This is a genomic window from Vibrio sp. D401a, from assembly GCF_030248515.1.
GTDB classification, from domain to species: domain Bacteria; phylum Pseudomonadota; class Gammaproteobacteria; order Enterobacterales; family Vibrionaceae; genus Vibrio; species Vibrio rotiferianus.
The window spans coordinates 194,759-207,622 of the sequence record NZ_JAHGAI010000034.1 but is presented as its reverse complement, the minus strand read 5'-3'; the positions used below and the strand labels follow the sequence as shown (position 1 = coordinate 207,622).

Annotated in this window: 11 protein-coding genes; 8 read left to right on the top strand and 3 right to left on the bottom strand. The window is 43.9% G+C overall.

The genetic code is table 11. The features are described from left to right. Positions 1–64: 64 nt before the first annotated feature. The 3 genes from KIV41_RS14035 (at position 65) to KIV41_RS14020 (ending at position 2,558) form a co-directional block, all read left to right on the top strand. Complete coding sequence (locus KIV41_RS14035) at positions 65–727, top strand: rhomboid family intramembrane serine protease (RefSeq protein ID WP_231572033.1); 663 nt, start codon at positions 65–67, stop codon at positions 725–727. A gap of 660 nt (positions 728–1,387) precedes the next feature. Next, positions 1,388–1,942, top strand: a complete 555-nt coding sequence (locus tag KIV41_RS14025; RefSeq protein ID WP_052448001.1) for a hypothetical protein — start codon at positions 1,388–1,390, stop codon at positions 1,940–1,942. A 142-nt stretch (positions 1,943–2,084) separates the two neighbouring features. Beyond that, on the top strand, positions 2,085–2,558 hold the full coding sequence (locus tag KIV41_RS14020; RefSeq protein ID WP_285336704.1) for an HNH endonuclease: 474 nt from the start codon (positions 2,085–2,087) through the stop codon (positions 2,556–2,558). A 307-nt stretch (positions 2,559–2,865) separates the two neighbouring features. Here KIV41_RS14020 and KIV41_RS14015 read toward each other — a convergent pair whose 3' ends face one another. Further along, positions 2,866–3,399 (bottom strand): dihydrofolate reductase family protein, encoded by a 534-nt coding sequence (locus tag KIV41_RS14015; protein WP_285336703.1) that lies wholly within the window; start codon positions 3,397–3,399, stop codon positions 2,866–2,868. Between the two features lie 99 nt (positions 3,400–3,498). Here KIV41_RS14015 and KIV41_RS14010 point away from each other — a divergent pair, with 99 nt between their 5' ends. Both KIV41_RS14010 and yghU read left to right on the top strand, forming a co-directional pair. Further along, entirely contained in the window at positions 3,499–4,065 is a 567-nt protein-coding gene (locus tag KIV41_RS14010) for a TetR/AcrR family transcriptional regulator (RefSeq protein WP_285336702.1), read from the top strand. A gap of 216 nt (positions 4,066–4,281) precedes the next feature. Then, entirely contained in the window at positions 4,282–5,142 is an 861-nt protein-coding gene (gene yghU, locus KIV41_RS14005; RefSeq protein ID WP_009706277.1) for a glutathione-dependent disulfide-bond oxidoreductase, read from the top strand. A 56-nt stretch (positions 5,143–5,198) separates the two neighbouring features. Here the strand turns inward: yghU and KIV41_RS14000 are convergent, their stop codons facing one another. Further along, complete coding sequence (locus KIV41_RS14000; RefSeq protein ID WP_045393762.1) at positions 5,199–6,098, bottom strand: LysR family transcriptional regulator; 900 nt, start codon at positions 6,096–6,098, stop codon at positions 5,199–5,201. A 132-nt stretch (positions 6,099–6,230) separates the two neighbouring features. On the opposite strand from KIV41_RS14000, the gene KIV41_RS13995 reads away from it, so the two are divergent. Next, positions 6,231–7,193, top strand: a complete 963-nt coding sequence (locus tag KIV41_RS13995; protein WP_252042450.1) for an NAD(P)H-dependent oxidoreductase — start codon at positions 6,231–6,233, stop codon at positions 7,191–7,193. A gap of 170 nt (positions 7,194–7,363) precedes the next feature. Here KIV41_RS13995 and KIV41_RS13990 read toward each other — a convergent pair whose 3' ends face one another. Continuing rightward, on the bottom strand, positions 7,364–8,971 hold the full coding sequence (locus KIV41_RS13990; RefSeq protein WP_005439125.1) for a BCCT family transporter: 1,608 nt from the start codon (positions 8,969–8,971) through the stop codon (positions 7,364–7,366). A gap of 499 nt (positions 8,972–9,470) precedes the next feature. Between KIV41_RS13990 and KIV41_RS13985 the strand changes: the two genes are divergently transcribed. Together KIV41_RS13985 and KIV41_RS13980 are read left to right on the top strand one after the other, a co-directional pair. Next, positions 9,471–10,640: a D-alanyl-D-alanine carboxypeptidase family protein gene (locus tag KIV41_RS13985; protein WP_045393755.1), complete on the top strand. Its 1,170-nt coding sequence runs from the start codon at positions 9,471–9,473 to the stop codon at positions 10,638–10,640. A 278-nt stretch (positions 10,641–10,918) separates the two neighbouring features. After that, positions 10,919–12,838, top strand: coding sequence for a tetratricopeptide repeat-containing diguanylate cyclase (locus KIV41_RS13980; RefSeq protein WP_045393752.1), 1,920 nt, complete (start codon positions 10,919–10,921; stop codon positions 12,836–12,838). The last annotated feature ends 26 nt before the right edge of the window (positions 12,839–12,864 follow it).

Sequence of the window (12,864 nt, the reverse complement as noted above, 5' to 3'; positions counted from 1 at the left end):
AACATATTGAGAGCAATATACCTTTAGTCCAATGATTATATTTCTTTTCGCAGTTGTGATTTATGTGGGCTTACTGATTTTCATAAAGCCTGCTCCGAGTAGCTTAAAGGCTGTTCCAATTACCTATAGTGAAAACTTTAAGTTTGTTTGGGCTTCGATATGTTCAGGGGTTGCAATTCTTCTTATATTTCTTCTGACAACAAACTTTGGTTTCATTTCTGTAGATGAGAGCCTGTATCAAACGTTCGCACTGAGTAATGACATTGATCAGTTTTTAACGTGGCCGTTACAGGCAGTATCGCACCTATTTATCCATGGTAACCTGACTCACCTCGTTGCGAATGTTATTGGCTTAGGTCTAGTATCTGCCTATGAGCGCAGAGTTGGAGCCAAGAGATATTTAGCAGTTCTTCTAGTGAGCAACTTGGCATCTATACCATCTATACTGTTCTATTCGGAAAATATTCTAGTCAGCGGTATATCGGGCGGCGTTTTCGGCCTTGCAGCCGCTTATTTTACAGATGAAGAGGAATTAACCACCAAGGAGTGGCTTTTGGCAATTTCACTGTTCCTGTTTTTGGCAATAGTGCTTGCCCTTGATTCAGAGTTCAAAGGTGGTTCTAATAAAGCGTTAGATATGAAAATTGATCACATTGGCCATTTTTTGGGAGCATTAGGCGCAATTTTGTATTGCCGTTTAAAACCTCTGCGCTTGTTAAGCGTATAGAGAAAAATGGAAATATCAACTTCTGCAGCAAGTACTGCAATGAAAGTAGGCGTACAGGTTGTAAGTAACCATAAACAACCGATTCTTGAAATATACCATCCAGTTTACATTGCTTAATTTAGGCGCTGAGAGAGCTGATAACATAGAGTTAACTATAAATGATGACTTAAGAAGAGAGTGGCCAAAGGAAAGTTACCCTCCAATTTTTCACAACGTTTATCCCCAGATCGTACCAGGACAGCTCATTTGTCTATTTAAGTTCACGAACGAATAACGATCTTCTGAAGTGGGAATATGATGGGCCTAAAGGAAAGCCAGTGGGTATGAAAAACGAGAATCTTATCATCACAATGGAGTATGATCCCCCTAAAGTATTCATAAATAAGTTATTAAGGTTGCCTTGGAAATTATGAGGAAAACGCAGATATGTTGATACATATGAGTTTTTCCCAAGCATGGTTGAAGGAGACTTGCTATCGGCGGAATATGCTTAACAAAATGTTCAAGAGGGATTCGTAACGCGTGGCATTTTTATTATGCGTTGATTTTAGTGTTTAAGGTGGTTTACGACGGCCTCGGTATTACGTTGCACACACCTTAACAGGGCGTTAGGCGCCAAAAATTATCAAATATCACAATGACGTTTAAAAGGAGTATTTAGTGGTAGACGAAAATCAATCTTCAAATCAAGGAGCAGATGAAGATATTAAGACAAAGGAACAAGCTGGTGGGCTCTTATCAACGCTGGCAACCCTAATATTTTGGTTGGTTATCGCTTCAACAATGTTATGGAATTGGGATGGATTTTGGCAGACAGATATAAAACCGCTCGAAAGGTTCCAAAAAGAGTACTTTTCATCAAAATACAATGAAGAGCAACTTAAAATATCTCGAATTACTAACAATAATAAGCTAATAGCGGATATTCGTGGACGATTGGAGAAAGCAGAGAAAAGCGCAGAAGAAAAAGTTGAAAAGGCTATCGAAGAAAAGGTCGCAGCACTTTCTAAGTTGGACGATATTGAGCTTCAACTTAGCAACTATCTTGACAAGGAAAATACGAAGTGTAGATATTTTGATACTTCATTAAGAATGATAGATCACCTTACTAAAAAGTATTCTGAGGATGAACTCAAGCGAGTTTTGAGTTGTACCAGTGCTGAGTGTGAAAATATACTTCATTATCGACAAGAAGCTCGTTCGATATGCGGTTAAGCGCCTAACAAAGCATTTAAGAGTGATTCCCAACGCTTGGCATTTTCAGTTCAAGGTTGGGTTTCGTGTTTAAGGCGCAGTGGTTTAGTTTGGTGGTAGCGTTGCTCACACCTTAATGCGGCGTTAGGCTAAAAGGTAATCTATGAAGTGTGTATACTGCTGTAATGAGATTAAAGAAGAGGAGTTTGCGCGTAAGCACGTTCCTCCAAAGTCTTTCTTTAAGAAAGGTACCTCTAGTCAGATCACTATTCCTGCTTGTCGAGCCTGCAACAATAAAAAGTCATCAGATGACGAACTTGTTTTGAATATACTTTCTATGTCGAACCTAATTTCTATCAACCCTCAACATCAATTCCACATAGATAAAATGCTACGGGCAGTTAAGCGCCCGCAGAAAGAGGGTTTTATTAAAGAAGTAATGAACTCTACTCATACAGCGATAACCCCTGAGGGATCGAAGAAAGCATTTACTTTTGATGAGAGTAAAGTTTCAGGTTGGGCAGGGATAAATGCTCAGGGCTTATTAGTTCATGAGGAGCACATAGAGCATTGTAATTACAAGCACTCTACTATCATGTTGAACCTACTTAAGGTCGAGTTTCCTGAAGAGAAGTAGTTACTTGAACTGATACTTTCATTTACTAAATCGATTCCAAGTAAACGCGTCGGCTCTTCCGAGTTTGAGTACTGGATTCAAACTCAAGATGAGGGTTATGTTGTTATTCAATGCTTTGATCAGGAATTGTTCTTTTTAACGATGGTCGAGCGCTGCAAGATTTAGCCATACAAAGCGTTTAAGGTTTCAAGATACTTTTTCTATTCTTATGTGACGACTTACAGCTATAGGTCTGAATCGTTTTTGTCCAAAAACGAGCTTCCCAAAGCCAAAGCCGTTTTTCTTTTGTTCAAATTACCTAGGTAGATTACCTTTCACGCACGTAAGTGGTTTGAACTAAGGTATCCAAAACAACTTCGCTCTTGGTGACTTTGAAGTTCAGCGGTTGTTCTAAGCTGCCAAATAGGGGTGCGCCGCCGCCAAGTAGGATAGGGAAGCGCGTGATCACCATTTCATCGATAAGATCTTCTTTCAGGAAGTTCTGAATCGTTACACCGCCGTCGATGTAAAGATCGTTAAAGCCTTTTGCGTTTAGCTCCGCAAGCACATCTTTTAGCTCGCCTTTTACTAGAAAGACTTTGTCTTCGTAGCCTTGTGGCACTTCTGTCATAGTATTGCTGAGTACGAACACAGGTTTGCTGTAGGGCCAATCGCAATCAAAGCTCAACACTACATCTAGGGTGTTGCGTCCCATAACTAAGCCATCAATACGCTCCATTAGAGAGAAGAAGCCAGTATCAATGTTGTCTGGATTTGGTACTGAATATAGCCAGTCGAGCTTGCCCTGCTTATCTGCGATGTAACCGTCCAGGCTGGTTGCAATAAATACGATATTTGCCATGAGTACCTCATCAAAATGGTGATGCTTGAGCCAAGCTAAAGTATGGTTTAAAATTAATTCTACAATGTAGAATAATTCTGAGTTTATCGAGAAGATCAAATGTCTGTCAACGAAAAGAAACGCGGGAGACCTGCCGCCAAGCAGTCGCAGTTAAGCGCAGAAAACATCCTAGATACAGCTAAGTCATTGATGAAAAAGGATGGCAAGGTACCAAGTATTCGCTCGCTAGCGACGCAACTAAATGTGGATCCGATGGCGATCTATCACTACTTCAAAAACAAGAATGCGTTGCTTGAAGCGTTGACCACATCGCTGGTGGAGGAAATTTATCAACCGAAAGTGAATGAAGATTGGCAAGGTGAACTCAAAAACTTGTGTGTTAGCTATATTGAACTGCTGCGTGAGTACAACGGGTTATTGCAAACCATGCTGAGCATGACATCTCATGGCCCTGCTCAAGTGTTTACCGAGCGTTATCAAATCATTGTTCAGCCTTTGGCATTGTCTCCGCAAGTGGAGAAAGACAGTTTGGATCTATTGGCAGATTACCTACACGGGTTCGCTTTCTCGATCAGTTGTTGCCACGATGCGAACTTGATTAAGACGAAGATGATGGATGGGCCGTTGAATCTGATCTGTTCTTCGTTATTGGCATCTCGAACCTAGTTCACATTAACGTGTACTTTCTACTTATAGCGTGAAAGAAATTCCCATAACCAAAGGTTCTAACTAAAAGAGATTGCAGGACTTTTATTTGGCGAATTCGACCTAATATCTTGAGTATGCCCAATCGCAGTTGGCGAAGTGGTGATTTTAGTAATGCTTGCTGGCGCGCAAAAGCCGTCAGTTTGAAGATGCATTCAAACACAATAAGGGATAACAATGACTAACGAATACATTCCACCAAAAGTTTGGACAAACGATAATGAAAACGGCGGTCAGTGGGCGAGCATCAACCGTCCGGATTCTGGCGCACGTCATGAGCAAGAGCTTCCAATTGGTGAGCACCCATTCCAACTTTACTCAATGGGTACACCAAATGGTCAGAAAGTGACGATCATGTTTGAAGAGCTTTTGGCGGCAGGCGTAACAGCAGCAGAATACGACGCGTACCTGATTAAGATTGGCGATGGCGACCAGTTTGGTTCTGGCTTTGTGTCCGTTAACCCGAACTCGAAGATTCCTGCTTTGGTAGACCGTTCAGGTGCCGAGCCAGTGAACGTGTTCGAATCTGGTAACATCTTGTTTTACCTAGCAGAGAAGTTTGGTCACTTCCTACCAACAGAAGGTGCGAAACGTGCCGAGGTAATGAACTGGTTGTTCTGGCTTCAAGGTTCTGCGCCATACCTAGGCGGTGGTTTTGGCCACTTCTACGCGTACGCACCAGAGAAGTTCGAATACCCAATCAACCGCTTTACGATGGAAACAAAGCGTCAGCTAGACGTACTCGACAAGCGTCTTGCAAACAATGAATTCCTAGGTGGCGATGAGTACAGCATTGCTGATATCGCAACTTGGCCTTGGTACGGCAACCTTGTATTGGGTCGTGCTTACGATGCGGCTGAATTCTTAGACGTAGCAAGCTACAAAAACGTTGTGCGTTGGGCGAAAGCGATTGATGAGCGTGAAGCGGTAAAACGTGGTCGCATTGTTAACCGCGCATGGGGTGAAGAGTGGGAGCAAGTGGCAGAGCGTCACAGCGCAGCAGACATTGATGCGGCGCTGGCGAAGAAGCCTGAATAATTGCCCTTTCTGAATCAGTAAAAAGGAATGCTTCGGCATTCCTTTTTTTTGTTGTACTAAAGCTCAGCTTTCTCAAGTAAGAAGTCAATGAGCACGCGGACGCGCTTCGCCTTCTGAGTATTCTTGTGAAAGTAGACATATAAGCCCGAGTAGGGCTGCCAGTATTCCTCAAGCACAGGCACGATTTCACCTTTCTTAAAGCCTTCTTCGACCATTGGCGTCACGATACGCCCAATCCCCAAACCCTTGTGCGCGGCATCTATCATCACATCCGTATCATTCACAATGAGGGCAGTTGGCATGTTAACGGTAATGGTTTCGCCCTGATTGTTTAGATTCAGCGGAGCCACTTGGTTCGACGAAATAAATCGATACTGAATCAGCTTGTGTTGCTTCAAGTCATCGGGTGTGTCAGGTAAACCATATTGCTCAACATAGCCCGGTGAGGCGAATAACGCTTCTTTCACTGGGAGTGTAAGCTGACGTGCAATCATGCCTTCTTCTACTCGGTCACCAAAGCGGATGCCCATATCAAAGCCGTCTCGAATGATGTCGATGGCTTTGTCTGAAACGGAAATCTCCAATTGAATGCTTGGGTAACGTTGGCAGAACTCAATGTAGATGGGTTTGAGTAGCGATTGGTACACGAATCGAGGCACGGTAATACGAACTTTACCTGAAGGGACTCGGCTCAAGTCGCTGACGCTTTCGACGGCAAGGTTTAGCTCTGACATCGACGCTAACGTACGTTCATAGAGCAACTGTCCCGCTTCCGTTAACTCAATGCGGCGGGTGGTACGCGTAAACAGGGGCAGGCCGAGTTGCTCTTCTAGCATCTTTAGCGCTTGGCTTACCGAGGGTGGGGCGATCTCTAATTTACGTGCTGCGGCGGTGATGCTGCCTTCTTGCGCAATGGTATGGAACATCATTAGTTGGTTGTAGGTCGTGCCGTTCATGCCTTTTCCCGAGTGATGTGTTTATCTTTAGTTTCTACCTAATAATGATTTAAGTAAAGAGCGTCTAAAACTAAAGGTCACTTCGGCGTATTCTCTACTCATCGGTTAACGCTTCGAAACAGAGGAATCACGATGAGCAAAGTACTGGTAATTTCAGGTCACCCAAACCTAGATGAGTCATACACAAACACCGTTATTATAGACGAGCTAAAAGCGGGACTGAATGATGTTGAAGTTCGCCGGCTAGATACTCTGTACCCGAACTATCAAATTGATGTTGAAGCAGAGCAAGCGGCGCTCGTGAGTGCGGACGTGGTTGTGCTTCAATTTCCATTCTACTGGTACTCGTCACCAGCCTTGCTGAAAAAGTGGGTGGATGATGTATTCAATTTCAACTTCGCTTACGGCCCGGAAGGCGACAAGTTAAAAGGCAAAGATTTCATTCTTTCCTTTACGGTAGGTGGCCCTGAAGAGTCTTACGATCCACTTGGCTACAACCACTTTACTATTGAGCAGTTTGTTTACCCATTCCAACAAACCGCTTACTTGGCAGGAATGAACTACCGTAAGCCTATTTACACGCACCGCATGGTTTACATTCCAAATGTGTACAACAAATTGGAAGAGGTGCAAGCACGAGCAAAAGATCATGCGAGCCGTTTGTTGGCGCAGATTGAGGAGATCACGGCTTCACCAGAAAGTCGTATGCAGAAGTTTGTTGCAGAGTGGTTTGCCAAGTTCGATGTGCTGGAAGAAGACACAGAGTTCTTCACCGACAAGCTAGCACAAGACGTGAAGTGGTCGATGCCAGAGGGTGAATTCTTAGGGCATGACGGTTTCCGTGATTGGTACGCGATTGCTCGTGCGACCTTCAAACCAAACTGCGATCACGACGTTCAGCAGATCGAAGTGAAACCAAATGGTGATCGTTTCCAAGTGGAACTGCGTATTCGATTAACAGCAGACAGTTATGAAGATTCGATGATGAAAGGTGAAGTCGTTAACCTAACCGTTAACGAGACGTGGCAAGTTTCGATTGAGGAAGCAGGCTCCATCACCATTCATGAATACAACGTTGTTCCAGTGGTGAGTTAGCTACCCTTGACCAATAACTCATTGCTTTATTTGCCCCAGGCCTTTGTGCTTGGGGCTTTTTTATGTGTAAGAACTTAACTTACTGACTCAACAATACAGGCAATGACGCGGATAAAAAAACGAGCGCCAAATGGACGCTCGTTTCTCATCTTGATGCTCTACCGCTTTTACTAAGCGACAGATTGTTTTTGTGCGGTGTTTTGATAAGCAGGCAATTCTGATCTCAAACCTTTGATCAAACTGACACACATTAACAATAGAACAAAGGTGAATGGCAAGCCTGTCGCCACCACGCCGGATTGAAGTGCTTGCAGTGCTTCTTTACCACCAATCCAAAGCATAACCGCGGCGATAGAGCCTTCAATACATGCCCAGAAAATACGTTGTGGTACAGGTGCATCAATTTTACCGCCAGCCGTGATGCTATCGATAACCAATGAACCTGAGTCTGATGAAGTGATAAAGAACACCAAAATCAGAACGATAGACAGAACAGAAATCACAGAGCTAAACGGCATTGCATCGTAAACGTGGAACAGCGTTAGCGAGATATCTGTCAGGCCGTTCGCACCCAATTCACCTACTTTATTGACGACTTGATCAAGCGCGATACCGCCAAATACCGCCATCCAAATCAGTGTCACTGTGGTTGGAATAACGATAACGGCAAATAGGAATTCACGAACAGTACGACCTTTTGAAACTCGTGCGATAAACATACCAACGAATGGTGACCAAGATACCCACCATGCCCAGTAGAACACAGTCCAGCCGTGCATCCATTCCGTATCATCACGACCATGTGGGTTACTTAGCGCGAAGATGTCTTTTGCGTAAGCGACGGTCGTATCCCAGATAGAAGTTGTCGCTACATCAAAGCTAATGAACAACACGAAAGCAAGTAGGGCAAATGCCACTGCCATATTGATGTTACTTAATAGCTTAACGCCGCCGTCGATGCCTCGAACGACAGAAAGAACCGCAATAAAGGTCACAAACGCAATAACGATCATTTGCATGCCAATGCCGCCATCCAAACCAAATACGTGGTTGATGCCGCTGGTGGCTTGTTGTGCACCCAAGCCAAGCGAAGTTGCTAGACCAAACAGGGTTGAAAGTACCGCAAGAATGTCGATGACGTGACCTAACCAGCCCCAAGCTCTATCACCAAATAGTGGGTAGAACGCAGAGCGCAAAGAAAGTGGTAAGCCTTTATTGAAGGCAAAGAAAGCCAGTGAAAGTGCAACGATGGCGTAAATCGCCCAACCGTGAATGCCCCAGTGGAACATGGTTGCACCCATAGCGAGTGATTTTGCTTCCTCGGTGTAAGGTTCTACGTTCAGTGGTGTGCCGTACCAATCAGTGAAGTAAGCCGTTGGTTCCGAAACACTCCAGAATAGCAGACCGATACCCATACCCGCTGCGAACAGCATAGATAACCAAGAGGCTGTTGAGTGTTCTGCTTGCGCGTCTTTACCACCAATGCGGATTTTACCCAGCGGTGAAAGTAAGACAGCGATAGCAAATACGATGAAGAAGTTAGTAGACCACATGAAGAACACATCGAAGTCAGAAATGATGCTGTTCTTAACGCCGTTTAAGGCATCACGGGCTGTTGAAGGATCAACAATTAAAAGAGAAGCAAGACAGAGAAGAACAAGACCAGCACTAATCCCAAACACTGGATTGTGGATATCAAATCCCCATTTTTGAACGTTATCTTGACCAACCTGATAGTCGGTAGTGTCGATACTATATTTTTTTAGTGCATTATCCATAAATACAACATGTACGCTTTTTTAAATGTGCCTTTCCTGAACAAGAAAAACACTAAAACCGCCCTCCTATTGTTTTGAGTTCTAATTAAAAAATGCGACACGATCATAATGTTTTGTGTAAAATATTGCAAATCGATAGAGTTTTAAGGCTTTTAAACTGGTTAAAAGTAAGATTTTTAGTGAAAAATGCAATGAGGTGTAATGTTTTGATGTGTAAATATTCGCTTGGTTTTGGAGAAGATTGTTTGACCAAAAGTAGCAGCGTGACGTGCGAGTAAAAGTTGGTAAGGCTCCAAAGAACGTGAGCGCTGAACTAGGGCTAATCAAAATTCATGATTTCAAGGGATTGGTTAACGAATAAGCACAAATTCCAACGAACTTCGCATTCTTTTCGACAAATATCGAGTAAACGTAACCAATCGTAACAGAGGTGCTGTAACTGAACAGCGTTTCCATATACTCGACTTAGTTTGTAAGTTGTAAGCCACAGAATGCTGCTATGAGAAAAAACACTTTATTCAATGCTACGTTAGCGACCACCTTGACTGCTGTTTCTGCGTTTAGTTTTGCTGCTCCTACCGTTGTTCCAAATGCCCCAGAGCTGAGCTCTCGTGGCTACGTATTAATGGATTACCACACTGGCACCGTGCTAGTGGAACGTGATGCCGACAAACGCCTAAACCCGGCAAGTTTGACTAAGCTGATGACCGCTTATGTTGCGGGTCAAGAGGTGAAGTCTGGCAACATTAGCCTAGACGATGAAGTGGTGATCAGCCGCAACGCGTGGGCGAAAAACTTCCCTGATTCTTCCAAGATGTTTATCGAAGTCGGCACGTCGGTTTCACTTTCCGATCTTTACCGTGGATTGATTGTTCAATCGGGTAACGATGCCAGTGTTGCTATCGCAGAACACGTTGCAGGCAGTGAAGCGGGGTTTGTTGGTTTGATGAACAGCTGGGCGAACCAACTTGGTCTATCAAACTCTGCATTTACCAACCCACATGGTTTGGATAGCGATGGTCTGTATTCAACGCCGCGTGACATTGCAACGCTAGGCCGTGCGATTATCCGTGATCTTCCTGATATCTACCCGTTGTACAGCGAGACTTCGTTTACCTACAACGGCATCACTCAATACAACCGTAACGGCTTGCTACGTGACCGAAGCATGAGCGTTGACGGCATGAAGACGGGTTACACCAGCGGCGCGGGTTACAGTCTCGCGACCTCGGCAACCAACGGTGACATGCGTTTAGTTGCGGTTGTGATGGGTGCGAAAAGCCCTAGCGTGCGTGAATCAGAGAGCAAACAGCTTCTGAGCTACGGTTTCCGTTTCTTCGATACCGTTGTACCAACGCAAGCAGGTAAAGAAGTGGCAACGGCACGCGTTTGGATGGGTAACCAAGACGAGCTAAAAGTCGGTGTTGATCGTGATATTTACCTAACGTTGCCAAAAGGTGATGTGAACAAGCTGGAAGCCGAAGTGGAATACAATGGCGACCTAATAGCTCCAATTCAGCAAGACCAAGTTGTCGGCAAAGTGTTGTACAAAGTCGATGGTGATGTAGTCAAAGAAGCGGAATTGGTTGCGCTGGAACCTGTTGAAGAAGGCGGCATCTTTAAGCGCCTAATGGATTGGTTCAAACGTTTGGTTGCGAGCTGGTTCTAATGAAATGAATTAAGATTTAGAAGCCGCGCCGTAAGCTTAAAGCGCGGTTTTTTTATGTTCTTGTCAAGCTCATTCCTTCCTTTCTCACTTCGCTGTAGAATATATACATATGGCAATAAAACGTGCCATTAGAGTAATTAGCTAATCTTCATAACTATATGTATCTTGGTTCTTATGCATGCTTGGGAATGCTTTTAATTGATGTTACTCTTCGCTTATGAATCAGATGCTTCTAGAAAGAAAAGTCTTAATATAACTGAGATGGAATGTAATACCTCGTGAGAAAAAGCTATGTTGTCACGTTGCTAGCTGCTCTGCTTTGGGCAGTGGTTGCTTTTGCTTTACACGATTACTGGCGTGACGATACTTCAGCACAGCAGTTACCCACTTTAGATCCTGAAGAGCTGCTAGCTAAGTCACCTGTTGGGCAAGTATTACTTGATGTGAGTGAGTTAACGTATGTGGACTCGAAACGTGCACAAGAAGTATTATCAGCCGTCGGAATGCCATTTACCACGGAGCTTGAAAAGTCTTTTGCACTCTATCTGCAATACCGCTTAGCCCGAGCAAATGATGAGCCTATCTTAGCTCAGAGTTATCGCCAGCAGTTACAAGACATCACCAAATCATCCGAGCAACCTTGGTTAGAGGCTATATTGCTGGCCGATAGTGCAATGGACCATACCTTACATGGACGAAATGAGCTTGGTATTACTGAAATTCAACTAGCGATAAAAATTGCTGAGCGCGATCGCCTTCACTCCCTATTGCCAAAGCTCTACAATATTGCTGGCGCATTGAGTAACGCAACCAATCAATTAGTGGATGCGCAACGTTACTTTTTAGATGGGCTCAATATTGCAAATCAGATTAATCAAGAAGCATACAAGGGAACGATTTATAACAACCTTGGGCTTCTCTATCTGCATATTGATAGTTGGGATAGAGCACTAGAATTTATTCAAAAAGCACAGCAAGTCTATTTGGCTCGTCATGCTCGTGGTGATAAAACCAAAGGGCTTCAAGTGATGTACCTGAATGAGGCGCATATTTACAATCGCCAAGGTAAAGTTGACTTAGCGCGACAAGCGTATGAAAAGTCAAAGAAATACTATAAACCGACATCAACCAACTTGCGCTATCACCTCATTCAGTTAAAAGGCAAAGCAGATCTATTACTGCTCGAAGAAAACTATACCGATGCGCTTAAAGCCACGCAGCAATGTGTTACCTTGCCTTCTGCTGCTGATTACCCTGTTGAGTATGGACAGTGTTATCTGATCATGTCCAAGAGCCAGCTTGCGTTAGGGCTACCTGATCAAGCTATGAAAAGTGCAGCGGCGAGTTTGGCCGCATTTGAGTCGATTAAACACGAGCGTTGGATTATTAGAGTCGCGGAGCAAAAGGCGAAAATTTTTGAAAAGCTTGGCGAATATGAGGAAGCACTAAACACGTACAAGCACTTTTCCATCAATAGAAAAAAACAACTGCTGGGTAAGGTATATGATTTGGAGCAAGCCTTTGCGACGGAGCATATTCAACGTGAAAGAGACCTATTAGAAGTAGAGAAACGCTTGGCGGAATCTGAATTAGACCAAGAGAAACTTCGTTTTCAGATCGCCATTTTTTGGATTGCGATCTCGGCAGTGGTATTGGCATTTGCCGTTTCTAGAGTTTTAGTGACGCAACGTAAAAACCAAGAGCTTCAACAGCTTTCTCTGCTTGATCCTCTTACTCAACTGCATAACCGACGTTATTACTACGATCAAATTGATCACCCTCACCAGTTAGATGCACAAACACCGTATCGTGTTGTGCTTTTTGATATCGACAACTTTAAAAAAGTGAATGATGTTCATGGGCATGAGGCTGGTGACCGCATTCTAGAGGGATTCTCAGAGCGATTGAGGTTGCATTTACGCTCTCAAGAATTACTGATTCGTTGGGGTGGGGAAGAGTTTTTGATGTTATTAAAAGGTACCGATGACCTGCCGAAGCGCCTTGAAGCCATACGCCAACATATTGATGATGTATTGTTTGAAGCAGGGGAGGAAAACCTGCATATCACGACTTCTATTGGTGTCAGCCATGGCGGTTTGATAGAGACATTTACCTATAACGATGAGTATTTCCGCCGAGCAGATAAAAGCCTTTATGAGGCGAAGCGAAATGGGAAGAATCAGGTGGTGCTTCCCTAGCGAATCCATTGCTAATCAAGCGGCAG